Origin of the sequence: Mycobacterium ahvazicum, assembly GCF_900176255.2 — a bacterium.
Taxonomy (GTDB): domain Bacteria; phylum Actinomycetota; class Actinomycetes; order Mycobacteriales; family Mycobacteriaceae; genus Mycobacterium; species Mycobacterium ahvazicum.
Window position 1 is genome coordinate 660,609 of record NZ_FXEG02000002.1, and the last position, 19,116, is coordinate 679,724.

Sequence of the window (19,116 nt, forward strand, 5' to 3'; positions counted from 1 at the left end):
CGCAGGACCGTCAGCCGGCCAGCGTCGCCCGGATGCAGACGGTGACGTAGGGCATCGCCAGCCCGGTCGAATTCGCCAGCGCCGGGTGGGTGGCCAGCAGCCGGCGTACCTGGTCGAGCGTTTGAGTGCGGACTTCGGTCGGCGAGGTGATGCAGTAGCTGCGCGAGGCAACCAAGTCGATCAAGGCTTGCGGCGTAAGGTAATTCGTCCACTCAACCTGATGACGCTGACGCTCGGCAAACGGCAGGGGCAGCGTGACGTCGAAGCGGCGTCCGTCGCCGTCGCTTCCGATGATCTGACCGAGCTCCCGCACCCAGCCGAGCCGCTCGTCGCGGGTGTTCCACACCAGGCCCAGTCGTCCGCCGGGACGCAGCACGCGGGCCACTTCGGGAATCGCTCGTTCCGGGTCCACCCAGTGCCACGCCTGGGCGACCAGCACGGCGTCAACGCTGTTGTCCTCCAACGGAATCTCTTCGGCGGTGCCCAGCACCGCACGAGTTTCCGGCAGCGAGGCGCTCAGCACCTCGAGCATGTCCGGAATCGGGTCCACCGCCACCACGTCGAGGCCGCGTTCCACCAGCCTGGTGGTGAGCTTGCCGGTGCCCGCGCCCAGATCCAGCACCTGACGCGCACCCCGCGGCAACAGCCAGTCGATCGCCTCGGGTGGATACGACGGGCGGCCACGCTCGTAGGCGGCGGCCGCTGAACCGAAGGACAGGGAGCGGTCGTGCCTCGACCGGGTCACGGCCGACACGCACCTTCGTTCGCAGCCAAATCCAGTGTCTCGCGGACCAATTCGCCCACCGCCTCGGTCTCCACCAGAAATCCGTCATGCCCGCAGATCGAGTCGACAATCTGGAGCCCGCGACAGCCCGGCAACAGGTCGGCCATCTCCTGCTGCAAGCGCAGCGGATACAGCCGGTCGGAGGTGATGCCGCCGACCACGGCCGGCACCGGGCACCCGCGCAGCGCCTTGCTCACCCCGCCGCGGCCGCGGCCGACGTCGTGGCTGTTGAGCGTCTCGGTCAGGATCACGTAACTGCCGGCGTCGAAACGGGCCAGGATCTTGTCGCCCTGGTGTTCCAGATAGCTCTGCACCGCGTAGCGCCCGCCGTCGGACGGGTCCTCGTCGCTTTGGCTGTCGTTGGCGAACCTGTTGTCGAGTTCGACCTCGCCGCGGTACGTCAGATGGGCGAAGCGCCGGGCGATCGACAGTCCGGCATCCGGAGACCGGCCGGTGTCGTGGTAATCGCCGCCTTGCCAATTCGGGTCGGCCTTGATCGCCGCGATCTGGGTGGTCTGGGTGCCGATCTGGTCGGCGGTGGCACGTGCCCCGACGGCCAGCAGCAATCCGGCCCGGACCCGCTCGGGGCGGCCGACCATCCATTCCAAAGCCCTTGCGCCGCCCATGGATCCGCCAACGACAGCGGCGACCTGGTTTATTCCCAGCGCGTCGAGGGCGGCGATGTCCGCCTCGACCTGGTCGCGTACCGTGATCAGCGGGAACCGGGAACCCCATGGTTTGCCGTCCCGGGCAAGCGAACTCGGCCCGGTGGAGCCACGGCACCCACCCAGCACATTGGTCGCGACCGCGCACCAGCGGTTGGTGTCGATCGGCGCGCCCGGCCCCGCGATTCCGTCCCACCAACCGGGTGTGGGATGTCCCGGCCCGGCCGGGCCGGTGATGTGCGAATCGCCGGTGAGAGCGTGCAAAACCACCACGACGTTGTCGCGGGTCGGGGACAGCTCGCCCCAGCGCTGCACGGCGATACAGACGTTGTCGATGACCGCGCCGCTCTCTGTGGTCAGCGAGCCGATGTCGACCAGGCCGACCTCGCCTTCGGCGGGCAGCGTTTGGGTGGGGACGTCGGAGATCGTCATGTCAGGTCCCTAGAAAGCCGCCACGGACTGTGGGTCAGAACTGTTCGGGACGGCGGCGAATCCGAGCTCCAGGTCGGCCAGGATGTCGTCGATGTTCTCGATGCCGACGGCCAGGCGCACCAGTCCGGGTGTGACGCCGGTGCTCAGCTGCTCGGCGGGACTCAGCTGGGCGTGGGTGGTCGACGCCGGGTGGATCACCAGCGAGCGCACGTCGCCGATGTTGGCGACGTGGCTGTGCAGTTGCAGCGCGTTCACGAACGCCTTGCCCGCCTCGACACCGCCGGCCAGCTCGAACGCCAGCACCGCACCGGTTCCCTTGGGCGCCAGCTTCTTTGCCCGCTCATGCCACGGTGAGCTGGGCAGCCCCGCGTAGTTCACCGACAGCACGCCGTCGTGAGCCTCGAGGAACTCCGCGACCCGTTGCGCGTTGGCGACGTGGCGCTCGATACGCAGGCTCAGCGTCTCCAGACCCTGGGCCACCAGGAACGCGTTGAAAGGCGACGCCGCGGACCCCAGGTCGCGCAGCAATTGCACGCGCGCCTTCAGGGCGAACGCCGGCGGTCCGAGCTCGGCGAACACCACGCCGTGGTAGCTCGGGTCGGGTGTGGTGAACCCGGGGAAGCGGCCCTGCGTCCAGTCGAAGGTGCCGCCGTCGACGATGACCCCGGCGATCGCGGAGCCGTGCCCGCCCAGGTACTTGGTCGCGGAGTGCACCACGATGTCGGCGCCGTGGGCGAATGGCTGGATCAGGTACGGCGTGGCGATCGTGTTGTCGACGATCAGCGGTACGCCGTTGGCGTGGGCCACCCCGGCGACACCGGGGATGTCCAGGATGTCGATCTGCGGGTTGGAGATCGTCTCGGCGAAGAAGGCCTTGGTGTTGGGCCGCACCGCCGCCTGCCATGAATCCAGGTCGTCGGGATCCTCGACGAAGGTCACCTCGATGCCGAGCTTGGGCAGCGAGTAGTGGAACAGGTTGTAGGTGCCGCCGTACAGGCGAGGGCTGGACACGATGTGATCGCCGGCACATGCGAGGTTCAATATGGCGAATGTCTCAGCGGCCTGTCCGGAGGACAGAAACAGTGCGGCGACGCCGCCCTCGAGTGCGGCGATCCGCTGCTCGACGACATCGGTGGTCGGGTTACCGATCCGGGTGTAGATGTTGCCGGGAACCTCGAGCCCGAACAGGGCGGCGGCGTGGTTGGTGTCGTCGAAGACGTACGAGGTGGTCTGGTAGATCGGCAGGGCGCGTGCGTTGGTGGCCGGGTCCGGCTGCTGGCCGGCGTGCACCTGCTTGGTTTCGAACGACCAATGCGCGGTCGGATCGGTGTCGGTGTCGGCGCTCATGAGCGGGGCTTTCTGCTGGAAGGGGACGTGTCGAGGTGCTGGTAGCCGCCCGGGACGCCTGCATCGAAGACGTCAGCCGGGGGCCGGTGGTTCAGCACCGACACGCGATGAGACGCGGATGAGGTGGGTGACTGCACATCACGTTCCCTGTCTACTCAGGGGCCCGTCATGGCGGACCCGCGCTTGCCGGATAGCCGGTGCTGTGGCTACTCAACCTGGTCATCACCCGGGGCACCCCACCGCGGTTGGAGGGTTGCCGGCCAGCAAGCCGGGGCTTGATGCTGGCGCTCATGACCAATACGAAGACTAGCTTACTGAGCCGACTGGATGCCAATGGCAGGTCGACACCTGCTCAAACGCCCTTGATAACGTGGCAAGGACAACGCTGAGCCCCCCAAAATCTGATCGGGAGAGGGACCGTCCGTGAGCGCCGATAAGCCGACCGTCATCTACACGCTGACCGACGAGGCGCCGTTGCTGGCGACCTACGCGTTCCTGCCGATCGTGCGGGCTTTCGCCGAGCCGGCCGGCATCGAGATCAAGACCAGCGACATCTCGGTGGCCGCCCGGATCCTCGCCGAGTTCCCCGAGCACCTGACCGAAGAGCAGCGGGTGCCGGACAACCTGGCCGAACTGGGCCGGCTGACCAAGCTGGCCGACACCAACATCATCAAGTTGCCGAACATCAGCGCCTCGGTGCCCCAGCTGGTTGCCGCGATCAAGGAGCTGCAAGGCAAGGGCTACAAGATCCCCGACTTCCCGCAGAGCCCGAAGACCGACGAAGACAAGGAAATCCGCGAGCGCTATTCGAAATGCCTTGGCAGCGCCGTCAACCCGGTGCTGCGCCAAGGAAACTCGGACCGTCGCGCGCCGAACGCGGTCAAGGAGTACGCGCGCAAGCACCCGCACAGCATGGGTGAGTGGTCCCAGGCATCGCGCACCCACGTTGCGACGATGAAGCACGGCGACTTCTATCACGGCGAGAAGTCGATGACGCTGGACCGCGGGCGCAGCGTGAAGATGGAGCTGGAGACCAAGGGCGGCAAGAAGATCGTGCTCAAGCCGACCGTGTCGCTACGCGACGGCGACATCATCGACAGCATGTTCATGAGCAAGAAAGCGCTCTGCGAGTTCTACGAGGAGCAGATGGAGGACGCGCGCAAGACCGGCGTGATGTTCTCGCTGCACGTGAAGGCGACGATGATGAAGGTATCCCACCCCATCGTCTTCGGACACGCCGTCAAGGTCTTCTACAAGGACGCGTTCGCCAAACATCAGGCGTTGTTCGACGAACTCGGCGTCAACGTCAACAACGGATTGGTCGACCTGTACGACAAGATCGAGTCGCTGCCGGCGTCGCAGCACGACGAGATCATCCGTGACCTGCACGCCTGCCACGAGCACCGTCCCGAACTGGCCATGGTCGATTCGGCCAAGGGCATCAGCAACTTTCACTCGCCCAGCGATGTGATCGTGGATGCGTCGATGCCGGCGATGATCCGCGCCGGCGGCAAGATGTACGGGGCCGACGGCCGGCAGAAGGACACCAAGGCCGTCAACCCGGAATCGACCTTCGCCCGGATCTACCAGGAGATCATCAACTTCTGCAAGACGCACGGCGCCTTCGACCCGACCACGATGGGCACCGTCCCCAACGTCGGACTGATGGCTCAGCAGGCCGAAGAGTACGGCTCGCATGACAAGACGTTCGAGATCCCCGAGGACGGCGTCGCCAACATCGTCGACCTCGACACCGGGGACGTGCTGCTGACGCAAAACGTGGAAGCCGGCGACATCTGGCGCATGCCGATCGTTCGCGACGAGCCGATCCGCGACTGGGTCAAACTGGCCGTCAACCGGGCGCGCAATTCGGGCATGCCGGTGGTGTTCTGGCTGGACCAGGAGCGTCCGCACGAGAACGAACTACGCAAGAAGGTCAACACGTACCTGGCCGAGCTGGACACCGAGGGCCTCGACATCCAGATCATGTCGCAGGAACGCGCCATGCGGCACACCATCGAACGCGCCATGCGCGGACAGGACACCATCGCCGCGACCGGAAACATCCTGCGCGACTACCTGACCGACCTGTTCCCGATCCTGGAGCTGGGCACCAGCGCCAAGATGCTGTCCATCGTGCCGTTGATGGCCGGCGGCGGGATGTACGAAACGGGAGCCGGTGGTTCGGCGCCCAAGCACGTGCACCAGCTTGTCGAGGAGAACCATCTGCGCTGGGACTCCCTCGGCGAATTCCTGGCTCTGGGAGCGTGTTTCGAGGACATCGGGATCAAGACGGACAACGCGCGCGCCAAGATTCTGGCCAAGACGCTGGACGCCGCCATCGGCAAGTTGCTGGACAACAACAAGAGTCCGTCACGCAAGACCGGTGAACTCGACAACCGGGGCAGCCAGTTCTATCTGGCGATGTACTGGGCTTGCGAACTCGCCGAGCAAACCGACGACGAAGAGCTGCGTGAGCACTTCGCCCCGCTGGCCGACTCGCTGCGCGAGAACGAGGAATCCATCGTGGCCGAAATGGCAAAGGTACAAGGCGAACCGGTCGACATCGGTGGTTACTACCAGCCCGACAGCGACAAGACGACCGCCGTGATGCGGCCGAGCAAGACGTTCAATGAAGCGATAGCGGCTTCGCAGGGCTGACCGTGCCCAAGATCAAAGTCAAGGGGCCCGTCGTCGAGCTCGACGGTGACGAGATGACCCGCGTCATCTGGAAGATGATCAAGGACATGCTGATCCTTCCGCACCTTGACATCAACTTGGAGTACTACGACCTGGGCATCGAGCACCGAGACCGCACCGACGACCAGGTGACGATCGACGCGGCGTATGCCATCAAGAAGCACGGTGTGGGTGTCAAGTGCGCCACGATCACCCCCGACGAGGCGCGTGTCCGGGAGTTCAACCTCAAGAAGATGTGGCTTTCGCCGAACGGGACGATTCGCAACATTCTGGGCGGCACCATCTTCCGTGAACCGATCGTGATCTCGAACGTGCCTCGGCTGGTGCCGGGCTGGACCAAGCCGATCGTCATCGGCCGTCATGCATTCGGCGACCAGTACCGGTCGACGAATTTCAAGGTCGACAAGCCCGGCACTGTCGCAATAACTTTCACGCCCGCTGACGGTGGCGAGCCGGTTGTGCACGAGATGGTGGACATCCCCGAGCACGGTGGCGTCGTAATGGGGATGTACAACTTCCGCGACTCCATCCGCGACTTCGCCCGGGCGTCATTCGCCTACGGGCTCAACGCCAAATGGCCCGTGTACCTGTCCACCAAAAACACCATCCTCAAGGCCTACGACGGCATGTTCAAAGACGAGTTCCAGCGCATCTACGACGAGGAGTTCAAGGCACAGTTCGAAGCCGAGGGGCTGACCTACGAGCACCGGCTGATCGACGACATGGTGGCCGCCTGCCTGAAGTGGGACGGCGGTTACGTCTGGGCCTGCAAGAACTATGACGGTGACGTCCAGTCCGACACCGTCGCACAGGGTTACGGCTCGCTGGGGCTGATGACCTCGGTGCTGATGACGGCCGACGGCAAGACCGTCGAGGCCGAGGCAGCGCACGGCACCGTCACCCGGCACTACCGGCAGTATCAGGCCGGCAAGCCGACGTCGACCAACCCGATCGCCTCGATCTTCGCCTGGACGCGGGGACTGCAGCACCGCGGCAAGCTGGACAACACGCCTGCCGTCATCGACTTCGCCCAGAAGCTGGAATCCGTCGTCATCGCCACCGTCGAGAGCGGCAAGATGACCAAGGATCTCGCCATCCTGATCGGACCCGATCAGAAGTGGCAGCAGAGCGAGGAGTTCCTCGCCTCGATCGCCGAGAACCTGGACAAGGCGCTGGCGCGGGCCTGACTAGCCGGTGGATTGCTGCGGGCGCGAGTCCGCCCGGCTGCACTCGTCGAGGAAGCCGGTGATCACCTGGGTGACGCGGTCGGGCGCCTCGAACATCGGGACATGCCCGACTCCGTCGAGCTTGGTGACCCGGTGGCCCTCCGGCAGGTGCCGGGTGAAATGCCGGCTGAACCTGGGTGCCGGGATGACCCGGTCCTTCTCGCAGACCACCAGGTGGGCGGGCACGGCGTTGAGCGCGAGCTCACGCAATCCGTGCAGCAGCAACGCCTTGACCAGCAGCTGTAGGTAGGCCGGGCAGTGCGCGACGTCGTCGATGATGCCGCTGAGTTTGTGCTCGCTGACCCCGTCCGGCGAGGCGCTGAGCGCGTAGGTGGACAGTTGGCGGCTGAACGGCAGCTGCAGCACCCGCGTCCCGAACAGCCAGGCGAGCACCAGCAGCGGGATACCCAGCACGAACTTGCCGATGACCTCGAATTTTGCCGGGCTCCACCGCGTCCAGCCACCGGCCGGCGCGATGCCGGTGACGCTGCGGGCCCGACCGCGCCGCTCGAGCTCGAACGCGACCCAGCCGCCCAGCGAGTTGCCCACGATGTGTGCGGTCTCCCAGCCCAGTTCGTCCATTTGCCGCTCGACGTGGTCGGCGAGCACCCCCGAACTGAGAAACCAGGTCCCGGCCGACGGTCCACCGTTGTGACCTGCCATGGTCGGGGCGAACACCTCGTAGCGGCCGGTGTCCGCCAGCTGCTGCGCGACGTCCTCCCAGACCATCTGGGAAAGCAGGAACGGGTGCAGCAGCAGGACGGGCTCTCCGGAACCCAGGTGGATCGGCTCGCGCGTCGTCATGCAGCCGACATTAAATGCGGTACCGCCGGTACCGCAAGCGAGGGCGCGGCGACCAAAGCGCGCGTGAAAAGATCGGGGCATCATGAGCACCACTACCGGACCCCGCCGGATCCTCTCCGGCGTGCAGCCCACGTCTGATTCGCTTCACCTCGGCAATGCGCTGGGCGCGATTACCCAGTGGGTTGCGCTGCAGGACGACCACCCCGACGAATATGACGCCTTCTTCTGCGTGGTCGACCTGCACGCGATCACCGTCGCGCAAGACCCCGAGGCACTGCGCCGCCGAACCCTGGTCACCGCCGCCCAGTACCTCGCGCTGGGAATCGACCCCGCCCGCAGCACCGTCTTCGTGCAAAGCCACGTCCCGGCCCACACCCAGCTGGCCTGGGTGCTGGGTTGCTTCACCGGCTTCGGTCAGGCATCGCGGATGACGCAGTTCAAGGACAAGTCGCAGCGCCAGGGCACCGATTCCACCACCGTGGGGCTGTTCACCTATCCGGTGCTGCAGGCCGCCGACGTGCTGGCCTACGACACCGATCTGGTCCCCGTGGGTGAGGACCAGCGCCAGCACCTCGAGCTGGCCCGTGACATCGCGGAGCGGTTCAACAGCCGCTTCCCGGACACGTTCGTCGTTCCCGACATGCTCATTCCCAAGGCCACCGCCAAGATCTACGACCTGGCCGACCCGACGTCGAAGATGAGCAAGTCGGCGGCCACCGATGCCGGCCTGATCAATCTGCTCGACGATCCGGCATTGTCCGCGAAGAAGATTCGCTCGGCCGTGACCGACAGCGAACGTGAGATCCGCTTTGACGTCGAGGTCAAGCCGGGTGTATCGAATCTGCTGACCATCCAGTCGGCGGTCACCGGAGTCGACGTCGACAAGCTCGTGGACGGATACGCCGGGCGCGGCTACGGGGATTTGAAGAAGGAGACGGCCGAGGCCGTCGTCGAATTCGTCACCCCGATCAAGGCCCGCGTCGACGAATTGACATCGGATTTGGCCGAATTGGAGGCCGTGCTGGCGGCAGGCGCACAGCGCGCCGATGAAGTGGCCGGAAAAACAGTCCAGCGGGTCTACGATCGGCTGGGGTTTCTTCCGCAACGGAGGTAGTGCGCTCACCATGGACGAGCCGGCCAAGCCCGGAATCCTTGACCGGTTGCGGGCCCGGTTCGGATGGCTCGACCACGTGCTGCGCGCCTACAAGCATTTCGACGCGCGCAACGGCGGCTTCTTGGCGGCCGGGCTCACCTACTACACGATCTTCGCGCTATTCCCTTTGCTGATGGTCAGTTTCGCGGTCGTCGGTTTCATACTGGCCCGAGATCCGCAGTTGCTCGCCAGCATCGACGGCCACATCCGCGACACGATCTCGGGCGCCCTCGGACAGCAGTTGGTGAATTTGATGAATTCGGCGATCAACGCGCGCGCGTCGGTCGGTGTGATCGGTCTGATCACCGCGGCGTGGGCCGGTCTGGGCTGGATGTCGCACACACGCGAGGCGGTGACCGAGATGTGGTGGGACGAACCGATCCAGTCGCCGGGCTTCGTGCGCGGCAAGCTGTCCGATCTGGTCGCGATGGTGGGGACGTTCGTGGTCATCCTCGCGACCGTGGCGCTGACCGCGTTAGGCCACGCGGCTCCGATGCGCGCGGTGTTGAAATGGCTTGGCATACCCGATTTCTCGATATTCGGCGTGATATTCCGGGGCCTATCGATACTGGTGTCGCTGCTGGTGTCGTGGATGCTGTTCACCTGGATGATCGGCCGGCTGCCGCGACACAAGGTCAGCCTGCCAAACTCGGCGCGCGCCGGCCTACTCGCGGCGATCGGCTTCGAGCTGTTCAAACAGGTGGCCTCGATCTACTTGAGCGTCGTGCTGCGCAGCCCGGCGGGTGCGACGTTCGGGCCGGTGCTGGGCTTGATGGTGTTCTCCTACATCACCGGGTATCTCGTGCTCTTCGCCGCGGCCTGGGCGGCGACGCTTTCCAACGACCCGCGCGGCAAGTACGCTCCGCCGCCCGCGCCCGCGATCATCGCTCCACGCGTCCTGCTCGACGAGGGGATCAGCACCCGACAAACGCTGACCGCGATGGCGATGGGAGCCTTTGGCGCGCTTGCTGTTTCCCGGCTGACCCGCTGGCTGCGCTAGCGCCAGTGGCCCCGTTTCATGACGGCGGTGACCCGCAAGTCGCGATTCAGCACAACAAGATTGGCGTCGTAGCCGGCCCGCAGCTCGCCCACCTGCTGTAGGCCCAGGGCCCGCGCCGGGGTCGCCGAGGTCATCCGCACCGCGGCCTCCAGTCCTGCCTGGGCGGCCGCGGTGCGGAAGAGCTGATCCATCGTCGCGGTGCTGCCGGCGATGGTAGTCGTCGCATGCACCCGGGCCACACCGGATTCGACGTCGATCGCTACCCCGCCGAGCTGATAGCTGCCGTCGGCGCATCCGGCGGCGGCGATCGCGTCGGTGATCAGCGCCACCCGGTCGGCCCCGGCGGCACGCATGGCCGCAAGCGCCATCGCGGGGTGCATATGCACGCCATCGGCGATCAGCTCGACGGTGACGTCCGGGTGCTCCAGTAGTGCCAGCGCCGCTCCGGGCTCGCGGTGATTCAGCGGCGGCATCGCGTTGAACAGATGTGTGCCCACCGTGGCGCCCAGCGCGATCGCCTGCCGGGTGAGTTCATACGTCGCATCGGTATGTCCTACGGCGACAACAACTCCCGCTTCCCGAAGGCGCCGGATCGCCTCGCCGCTGCCGGGTCGCTCCGGCGCCAGGGTGACCATCCGGATCGCGCCGTCGGCGGCGGCCAGCAGTTCGTCGATCTCGGCGGGATCGGGGTCACGCATATGGACGGGGTCGTGTGCACCGCAGCGCGCGGTGGACAGCCACGGCCCTTCCAGGTGGATGCCCGCCAGCGTGCCGTCTCGAGTCGCATCGGCCAGTGCTCGCACACCTGCGAGCAGCTTGTCGGGCGACGTGGTGACCAGGCTGGCCATCGTGGTGGTCGTGCCGTGGCTCAGGTGAAAGTCCGCGGCGCCGCCGATGTTTTCGGCGTCCACATACGACGCCCCGCCGCCGCCGTGCACATGCATGTCGATAAACCCGGGCGCCACAATGCAATCCGGGAAATCCTGGTCGGGTGGTCTGGGCGGGTTGCCGGACCCGCAGGTGAAAATCTGCCATCCGGCGATCTGCACCCATCCTGGCCGGCAGAGCTTGCCATCGAGAACGACGGCGCCCGCACGGATCAGGTGCACGGGTCTTCCCAGTGGCCGCCGTTTTCCCAGAAGCGCCGGATCTCCTCGAGCTGTCGACCCTTGGTCTCCGGCGCGAACTTGTAGACGAATCCGAACGCGATCACGGCCAACACCCCGAATGCCGCGAAAGTGCCCGCGCCGCCCAAGGAATGCAACATCGTCAGGAAAACCGCCGCGACGATCGCGTTGGCGATCAAGTTAGAGGTCAACATCGTGCTCGACCCGATCGACCGCAACCGGGTGGGGAAGCTCTCGCTGGCGTACACCCAGCCCAGCGAGCCGAAACCCAGGGTGTAGCCGATGATGAACAGCAGAATGCCGGCAAATCCGAGCGCCGCGCCGCCGAAGCCCCCGGCGAACACGACCGTCAGCACGATGTCCGCGGCGATCATCATGGCGATGCCGCACAACAGGATTGGTCGCCGGCCGACCCGGTCCACGAGCGTCAACGCTGCGCCCACCGCGGCCAAACCGGCGACCTGCACCAGTGCCGGCAGGCCCAGTAGCGCGAAATTTCCGCTGAATCCCATGGCTTCGAATATGCGGGGGCTGTAGTAGATGATCGCGTTGATGCCGGTGATCTGGAGCAGGAAGCCAAGCACGATCACAAACAGGGTGGCCCGTAGATACGGTGGTCGCAACATCTCGCCGATGCCGCCTTTGAAACCGGGGGAGCCTTCGCTCAACGCGCGGCCGACCTCGGCCAGCTCGGCGTCGGCGTTGGCGGCAGGCTCCACGAGCAGCAGCGCGCGCCGGGCGTCGTCGACCCGGCCTTTGAGCAGGTACCACCGGGCCGTGTCGGGCAGCCGAAGCACCAACGGCAGCAACAGGATCACCGGTACCGCAGCCAGCCCCAGCATCCAGCGCCAGCTGTGGCCGCCGGCCAACAAGTAACCGGCGAGATACCCGACGATCAGGCCGCTGACGATCGCCAGTTGATAGGTCGTCAGCAACGCGCCGCGCACCGCCGTCGGAGCCGACTCCGCGATGAACACCGGGACCACCACCACCATCACACCGATCGACGCGCCCAACAGCAGCCGTGCCGCCAGCAGCATCGGCAACGACGTCGAGAACGCACCCAGCAGCGCGAAGGTCGCGTAGGCGATCAGGATCAGCATGATCGATTTCTTGCGGCCGATCGCATTGGCGAGCACACCGGCGCCGAGCGCCCCGGCGATCTGCCCGATCACCACCATCGTCGTCAGCAGTTCTTGCTGGGATGTGGTGAGTGCGAAGTCTTCGGTGATGAACAGCTGCGCGCCGGCGATGATGGACAGGTCGTATCCGTAGATGAGCCCGACACTTGCGCCGGTGAGCCCGATGCGCGGACCTCTCAACTGATCCTCACCCGCACGACGGTGCCACAGCAAACATTGGCGGTCAACGATCACGCGCATCGGGCCTGAGCCGTCCGCCGATTGGGGGATAAACAATTCAACCCGCGGCATCCGATCGGAGGATGTTATTGATTCTTGACCAACCTTAGATTCTGTTGTTATGCCCGTCACCCTGGTTCCCGCCCCCGCGGCTCAGCCGCGCGTGTTCGGGCGCCTGCTTTCCCAGGGCACCTTTTACACCGCAGGCATGCAACTCAGCAACGGCACCGTGATACTGCCGTTGATCTGCGCGCACCAGGGCCTGACCTGGGTGGCGGCGCTGCTCTTTCCGGCCTTCAGCTTCGGCGACATCGTCGGAAACTCGGTGTCGCCACTGGTGCTGCAGCGAGTGGGCCAGATGCGGCACCGGCTGCTGGCCGTGATCGCGGCCAGCGTGGCCGCGCTGACCCTGTGCGACGCCCTGATTCCGTGGCGCGGCGCCACCACCGCGGTGGTGTTTCTGCTGACCTGCGTGCTCGCGGGAGTGCTGCTCGGAATCGCCGGCGTCGCCTACCCCGACATGGTCTCCAGCAAGCTATCCGGCGCGCGGCGCGGTGAGCTGTTCCTGTACCAGAGTGCCATCGGGTCGGTGCTGGCCACCGTCGTCACGCTTTTCGTCGTGCCGCTGCTGGCCCACGGCAACGAAATGGCGTATCGACGCGATCTGTTGTGGCTGGGTGCGGTCGGGCTGGCCGGTTCGGCCGTCGCGGCGCTGTTCGTCGGCCAGTCGCGGTCCACGTCTACCACCACCCGGATGTCGATGCGGGACACCTACCGGGAGGGTTTCGCGGTCGCCCGGTCCCAGCCGTGGTTCGGCCGGTACATGGTCGCCTGCCTGTTGTTCGGCCCGGTCACCCTGGGCACCACCTTCTATGCGCTGCGCACCGCTCACCACAGTCGCAGCCTGCATGTGCTGGTGATCCTGTCCAGCATCGGACTGGTTTTCGGGTCGCCACTGTGGCGCAAGGTGTACCGCCTGTTCGGAGTGCGCGGGATGATGCTGGGCAGCGCGCTGCTCAGCGTCGCCGCCGCCACGCTGACCCTGACGGCCGAAGTCTGCGGCCAATGGACCCACATCTGGGCGTACGGCACGGTGTTCTTGATGGCGACGGTGGCCGCCCAGGCCGTCTTCGCCGCGGCGATTTCGTGGATCAGCGTGGTCGCCGATGAGTCGCACCGCGGGACCCTGATCGCGTTCAGCTCGACGCTGGTTGCCGTCGAAACCATGGCACTGGCGGCGGTGCTCGGGAACCTCGCGCAGAACCACTCCACCATCTGGCCCGACGTCGTGGTGCTGATCCTGGCCATCGGCGCCGCACTGGCTTCGCTGGGCGCTCCGCCGTCGGAAACACGGCGGGCGGTCACTCCCGTTCGCCGGTCCTTTCCGGCCGTCTCACCGGCGGTGAGCCTGCAGGCCGCCTAGCGTTGCGCCCTCAATGCGCTGCATGCATCCGATCAAAGGATGGTTCTGCCAGTTCAGTGCCCGGTACTGTCACCAGCCATGGGCGTACCGTTGGCGCCTGCCTTCTCGGCACAAACGAACCCGTTCTGGAGACTGCTCTCCCAGGGCACGATTCACACCGCCGGGATGCAGCTCAGCAACGGCGCTGTGGTGTTGCCGTTCATTGCCGCGCACCACGGCCTCACCTGGGCGGCGGCGATGCTGTTTCCGGCGTACAGCATCGGCTCTATCGCGGGACATTCGTTGTCACCGGCGGCCCTGCAGCGAGCCGGCCAGATGCGGCACCTGCTGTTGGCGGTATCGGCGGCGATCTCGGCCGCACTGATTGTCTGTGACGCCGTCGTCCCCTGGACCGGTGTTTTCGCCGCGGCGGTGTTTGTGTTGGTGTCCGCGGGTGGGGGAGTCGTCGTCGCGGTTTCTCGCGTCGCCTACCTCGACCTGATTTCCAGCAAGCTGTCCGAGTTTCGGCGGGGCGAGCTGCTGCTGGTCAAGGGGGCCATCGGATCGGTGCTGGCCGTCGTCCTCACGCTGTTCGTCGTGCCGATGCTGGGCCATGGCGACACGATGGCGTATCACCGCGGTCTGCTCTGGCTGGGTGCAGCCGGACTGGCCGCCTCCGGCCTCGCGGCGTTGTTCCTCGGCCCGGTACGGGCCGTATCGGCGAGCACCCGGATGTCATTTCGGGAGACCTACCGGCTGGGCTTCGCGGTAGCCCGTTCCGAGCCGTGGTTTCGCCGGTATGTGATCACGTCTCTGCTGTTCGCTCCTGTCGCCCTGGGCACCACTTTCTATGCGTTGCGCACTGCCCATCAGGGCGGTGGTTTGCACGTACTGGTGATCGTTACCAGCATCGGACTCGTTCTCGGTTCGCCGCTGTGGAGCAGGGTGCACCGGCGTTTCGGAGTGCGCGGCATGCTGGTGGGCAGTGCCCTGGTCAGCGCGTTGGCCGCGGCGCTGTGCATCGTGGCCGAGTCGTGCGGCCTGTGGCAACACATCTGGGCGTACGGCTCGGTGTTCCTGCTGGCAACGGTAGCCACCGGGGCTGTCGTCGCTGCCGGGATCTCGTGGATCAGCGTGCTCGCCGCAGAACAGCACCGCGGCACACTGATCGGCTTTTGCTCGACGCTGGTTGCTGTCGTGTCCACCGTGCTGGGCGGGGCGCTGGGTGGCATCGCCCAGAAGCACACCACCATCTGGCCCGTCGTCGTGGTGCTGATTCTGTCCGTCATCGCCGCCGTGGTGTCCTTGGGCGCACCGCGGCGAGCGCACGCCGCCTAGGGTCGCGCTGTCTCCGGTGCCTTTTCGGCGGGCGGCAGCAACAGGGCACGTACCAAGCGGCGGGGCCCGGATGATCTGAGCATGCGGCTGGCCGGGCGGGGGCGGACTTGTTGGGGCCACCAGAACCAGCGTCCGAGTAGTGCGGCGATCGACGGTGTCATGAACGAGCGCACGATCAGGGTGTCGAACACCAGGCCCAGGCCGATGGTGGTGCCGATTTGGCCGATGACGCGGAGATCGCTGAAGACGAATAGCGACATGGTGACGGCGAATACCATGCCGGCGGCGGTGACGACGCCGCCGGTGCCGGCCATGGCGCGGATGATTCCCGTCTTCAGGCCGGCGCCGATTTCCTCTTTCAGTCGTGAGATCAGCAGCAGGTTGTAGTCCGATCCGACGGCCAGCAGCAGGATCACCGACATCGCCAGCACCAGCCAGTACAAGTCGACGCCGAGGATGTCCTGCCAGAGCAGCACGGACAGGCCGAAGGAGGAGCCCAGGGACACCAGCACGGTGCCGACGATGACAGCGGCAGCGATCACGCTGCGGGTCACGATCATCATGATGATCAAGATCAGGCTGATCGCGGCGACTCCCGCAATGAGCAGATCGTAAAAGGCGCCCTCTTGAATGTCCCGATACGTCGAGGCGGTGCCGCCCATCGAGATGGCCGCGCCCTGCATCGGAGTCCCCTTGATGGCCTCCTTGGCCGCCAGCTGGATCGGCTCGACACGGGAGATGCCTTCGGGCGTCGACGGATCTCCGTCCATCGCGATGATGAAGCGGGCCGCCTTGCCGTCCGGTGACAGGAACATCTTCAGGCCCCGCTTGAAATCCGGATTCTCAAAGGCCGACTGCGGGAGATAGAACGAATCGTCGACCTGGGCGGCGTCGAAGACCCGGCCCATGGCACCCGGGTCTTTGGTGTTCATCTCCTGCTCCTTGTAGAAAGACAGCAGTGTGCCGTGCCAGACGACCAGCATGTCGCGCATGATCGTCATCGTCGAAATCATCGGCAGCATCTGCGCGCGCATCTCCGGTAAGAGCCGGATCAGGACGTCCATATCCTTGACGAGCGACTCCAATTTCTCGCTCAGCTGATCGATGTTGTCGAACGTTTCGAATATCGATCTGACCGCCCAGCAGGCCGGAATATCGAAACAGTGCTTCTCCCAATAGAAATAGCTGCCGATCGGTCGCAGGAAGTCCGACAAGTCCGCAAGATGATCTCGTATTGTGTCGGTGGTGTTCGACATATCGTGCGTGAGGTGATCCATATCGACCGTGTTGTCGACGATTTCGCCCATGAGCTGATACATGTGCTTCATCGTGTCGATGGATACCGTCATCGCCTGCGCTTGGATCACCATGTCGTCCAGGCGGTCCTTCATGAATTGCATGTTTTCGGCCTGTGAGACGCCCTGCATGCTCATGATGAACGGAATCGACGTGTGTTTGAGAGACGTTCCCAGCGGCCGGGTTATCGATTTCACCTGTGAGATTCCGGGGCTGTGAAAAATGGCTTTCGCGACCTTGTCCAGGATCAGCATGTCCACCGGATCGCGCATGTCATGATCGGATTCGATCAAAAGCACATCGGGGTTGAGCCAGGACTGGGAAAAGTGCCGGCCCGCGGCCGCATCCCCGACGACGGCCGGCATGCTGGCCGGCACGAATCTGCGCAGATCGTAGGTCGTCCGGTAATTCGGTAAGGCCAGCAGCCCGACGAATGCCACCGCGCAGGTCGCCGCGAGCACCGGGCCGGGCCAGCGAACGATCGCGGTTCCCACCCGCCGCCAGCGCCGCGTGGCCATCCTGCGCTTGGGTTCGAAGAACTTGAAGAAGCTGGCGACGGTCAGCACCGCCGGCCCGAGCGTGAGCGCGGCGAGGACCGCGACCAACATGCCGACCGCACAGGGTGGCCCGAGCGACTTGAAGTACGGCAACCGGGCAAAGCTGAGGCAACACATGGCGCCGGCGATGGTCAGCCCGGAGCCCAGAATCACGTGGGCGGTTCCGTCAAACATGGCGAAGTACGCGGCTTCTCGGTCCTTACCCGCGTAGCGGGCCTCGTGGTAGCGGCCGAGCAGGAATATCGCGTAATCCGTGCTGGCGGCGATGGCCAGCAGCGTGAGCAAGTTGACCGCGAAGGTCGAAAGGCCGAAAACGCCGCGATCAACCAGAAAACTGACGATGCCGCGAATCGCCCCGAGCTCGATCCCGACCATGGCCACGACGAGGATCATCGTGACGAAGGACCGGTAGATGAAGAGCAGCATCGCCGCGATCACCACCCCGGTGATCAGGGTGACCCTGGCGATACTTTTATCGCCGGCCTCGGACTGATCGGCGATCAGCCCCATCGAGCCGGTTACATACGCCTTGAGTCCGCGTGGCGCCGGCGTGGTGTCGACGATGTGGCGTACGGCGTGGACCGAGTTGTATGCCGCCGTTTCACTCTTGCCGGCAAGGTAGACCACCACATACGCGGCTTTGTCGTCGGCACTTTGCGATCCCCCCGCCGTCAGCGGGTCACTCCAGAAGTCCTGGATGTGCGCGACGTGCTGGGTATCGGCCGAAAGGCGGCGCAACAGCTCGCTATAGAAACGGTGCGCCTCGTCGCCGAGTGGCTTGTCGCTTTCCAGCACGATCGTGGCGGCGTTGTCGGTACCGGATTCTCCGAATACCTGTCCCACCCGCTTGAGTGCCTGAATCGAAGCGCCGCCCTTGGGGCTCATCGAAACCGAATGCGCCTTGCCGACCGCTTCCAGCTGCGGGATGGCGAGATTGAGCACGGCCGTGAGCCCGAGCCAGATCAGGACGATCGGCACCGCGAATCGGCGGATGATCTTTGGCAACAGTGGGGGATTGGAGGCGGGTGCGGCGGCTGTTTGGCTCATCCGGCATTCACCTGGCAGAAGGTCAACGCTTTCGGTCCGGGTTCGGATCGCTCGTCCTTGGTCGTGCCGTTCACCTTGATTCGGCAGCCGATGACGCCGCCGCTGCTTTGCGCCAAAAGGTTGACGGTGACCGAAGTCAGTGTCGTCGACACCGTTTGCGACCACGGCAGCGGAATATTTTCCAGACGTTGCACGCGTGCGTCGGGATCCAGGTACGCGATCTTTGCGGTCGGGGCGGGGCCGAAGACTTCATAGGTGACTTGTTTCGGGTCGAACACCGGTTCGTCGAGATCGGCCTTGACCCTGACAACGGGATGTCCGTGAACGCCGAACATGCTATGGAGGCGATAGATTCCGAGCGCCGCGACACCGGCAATCGCAATTACGGCCAGCAGCAACCACATTCGTTTCACCACTGTGGTAACCGAATTCATCTTCGCCCTCGTCTGTCACCGGCGCGAACGCATATCCTCCGCCAGTTTTCGGCGTGCATTGCAAATCCGATAACTCGCGCGTCAGCGATGTAGACGCTACCGCCGATGGAATTGGCGCATCCTGGGTTTCAGCTAATCGTTAGGTGGTTTCTCGGTGAGCCCCGCATCCCGCCGCGCCCGGTGCTATGTTGATCGCGTGCGCCGCGCACCGAGAGCCCTCGAGACCACGCGGCGCAACCGACTTCGAGGCAAGCGGTGGGCAGCAGTCGCTGTGATCGTTCTTCCCGCGCCGCTTGCTCTCACGCATTGCCCGCGCACACTCGGGGCTTTGACTGCCATCGTTGCGGTCCACCAGGAATCTGCACAGGCGGCGCCCCCCGCCGGTGAGCAGCCGGTTGACCACTCGCGCGCCGCGTCGATGCGGCATAAGGCTGCCCCCGGCG

At 65.3% G+C, this 19,116-nt stretch carries 13 protein-coding genes, 1 pseudogene and 1 riboswitch; of the genes and pseudogenes, 6 read left to right on the top strand and 8 right to left on the bottom strand.

Features of this window, described 5'->3' with window-relative positions; all coding sequences use genetic code 11:
- Window positions 1–10 precede the first annotated feature (10 nt).
- From MAAFP003_RS05415 to MAAFP003_RS05425, 3 genes are read right to left on the bottom strand one after another with little or no spacing between them, the layout of a single operon-like run.
- Window positions 11–745 carry a class I SAM-dependent methyltransferase gene (locus MAAFP003_RS05415; RefSeq protein WP_096290901.1) on the bottom strand — a complete coding sequence of 245 codons (735 nt, stop codon included), beginning with the start codon at window positions 743–745 and terminating at the stop codon, window positions 11–13.
- Window positions 742–1,881 carry a homoserine O-acetyltransferase MetX gene (gene metX / locus MAAFP003_RS05420; RefSeq protein WP_096285067.1) on the bottom strand — a complete coding sequence of 380 codons (1,140 nt, stop codon included), beginning with the start codon at window positions 1,879–1,881 and terminating at the stop codon, window positions 742–744. The genes MAAFP003_RS05415 and metX overlap by 4 nt, the downstream gene beginning before the upstream one ends.
- Before the next feature lie 9 nt (window positions 1,882–1,890).
- Complete coding sequence (locus MAAFP003_RS05425) at window positions 1,891–3,228, bottom strand: bifunctional o-acetylhomoserine/o-acetylserine sulfhydrylase (RefSeq protein ID WP_096285069.1); 1,338 nt, start codon at window positions 3,226–3,228, stop codon at window positions 1,891–1,893.
- A gap of 174 nt (window positions 3,229–3,402) precedes the next feature.
- Window positions 3,403–3,524, bottom strand: a riboswitch (SAM riboswitch).
- A gap of 127 nt (window positions 3,525–3,651) precedes the next feature.
- On the opposite strand from MAAFP003_RS05425, the gene MAAFP003_RS05430 reads away from it, so the two are divergent.
- Together MAAFP003_RS05430 and MAAFP003_RS05435 are read left to right on the top strand one after the other, a co-directional pair.
- The gene (locus tag MAAFP003_RS05430; RefSeq protein WP_096285071.1) at window positions 3,652–5,889 is read left to right on the top strand and encodes an NADP-dependent isocitrate dehydrogenase; all 2,238 of its coding nucleotides are present in this window, start codon (window positions 3,652–3,654) and stop codon (window positions 5,887–5,889) included.
- Complete coding sequence (locus tag MAAFP003_RS05435; RefSeq protein ID WP_096285073.1) at window positions 5,886–7,115, top strand: NADP-dependent isocitrate dehydrogenase; 1,230 nt, start codon at window positions 5,886–5,888, stop codon at window positions 7,113–7,115. Before MAAFP003_RS05430 ends, MAAFP003_RS05435 begins: the two co-directional genes overlap by 4 nt.
- Here MAAFP003_RS05435 and MAAFP003_RS05440 read toward each other — a convergent pair whose 3' ends face one another.
- Window positions 7,116–7,958, bottom strand: coding sequence for an alpha/beta fold hydrolase (locus MAAFP003_RS05440; protein WP_165796307.1), 843 nt, complete (start codon window positions 7,956–7,958; stop codon window positions 7,116–7,118).
- 82 nt (window positions 7,959–8,040) lie between these two features.
- Between MAAFP003_RS05440 and trpS the strand changes: the two genes are divergently transcribed.
- Complete coding sequence (gene trpS, locus MAAFP003_RS05445) at window positions 8,041–9,072, top strand: tryptophan--tRNA ligase (protein WP_096285077.1); 1,032 nt, start codon at window positions 8,041–8,043, stop codon at window positions 9,070–9,072.
- 10 nt (window positions 9,073–9,082) lie between these two features.
- Window positions 9,083–10,111, top strand: a complete 1,029-nt coding sequence (yhjD, locus tag MAAFP003_RS05450; protein ID WP_096285079.1) for an inner membrane protein YhjD — start codon at window positions 9,083–9,085, stop codon at window positions 10,109–10,111.
- Here yhjD and nagA read toward each other — a convergent pair.
- Both nagA and MAAFP003_RS05460 read right to left on the bottom strand, forming a co-directional pair.
- Entirely contained in the window at window positions 10,108–11,220 is a 1,113-nt protein-coding gene (nagA, locus tag MAAFP003_RS05455) for an N-acetylglucosamine-6-phosphate deacetylase (RefSeq protein WP_096285081.1), read from the bottom strand. The two genes, yhjD and nagA, sit on opposite strands and share 4 nt — an antisense overlap.
- Window positions 11,211–12,620: a sugar porter family MFS transporter gene (locus tag MAAFP003_RS05460; RefSeq protein ID WP_096285083.1), complete on the bottom strand. Its 1,410-nt coding sequence runs from the start codon at window positions 12,618–12,620 to the stop codon at window positions 11,211–11,213. The genes nagA and MAAFP003_RS05460 overlap by 10 nt, the downstream gene beginning before the upstream one ends.
- A 100-nt stretch (window positions 12,621–12,720) precedes the next feature.
- Between MAAFP003_RS05460 and MAAFP003_RS05465 the strand changes: the two genes are divergently transcribed.
- Both MAAFP003_RS05465 and MAAFP003_RS05470 read left to right on the top strand, forming a co-directional pair.
- Complete coding sequence (locus tag MAAFP003_RS05465) at window positions 12,721–14,022, top strand: MFS transporter (RefSeq protein ID WP_096285085.1); 1,302 nt, start codon at window positions 12,721–12,723, stop codon at window positions 14,020–14,022.
- 78 nt (window positions 14,023–14,100) lie between these two features.
- Window positions 14,101–15,324: pseudogene (locus MAAFP003_RS05470) on the top strand (MFS transporter); the annotation flags it as partial.
- An 11-nt stretch (window positions 15,325–15,335) separates the two neighbouring features.
- Here the strand turns inward: MAAFP003_RS05470 and MAAFP003_RS05475 are convergent.
- Both MAAFP003_RS05475 and MAAFP003_RS05480 read right to left on the bottom strand, forming a co-directional pair.
- Window positions 15,336–18,239, bottom strand: a complete 2,904-nt coding sequence (locus MAAFP003_RS05475) for an MMPL/RND family transporter (RefSeq protein WP_096285089.1) — start codon at window positions 18,237–18,239, stop codon at window positions 15,336–15,338.
- On the bottom strand, window positions 18,236–18,673 hold the full coding sequence (locus MAAFP003_RS05480; RefSeq protein ID WP_096285091.1) for an MmpS family transport accessory protein: 438 nt from the start codon (window positions 18,671–18,673) through the stop codon (window positions 18,236–18,238). The genes MAAFP003_RS05475 and MAAFP003_RS05480 overlap by 4 nt, the downstream gene beginning before the upstream one ends.
- Window positions 18,674–19,116 lie beyond the last annotated feature (443 nt).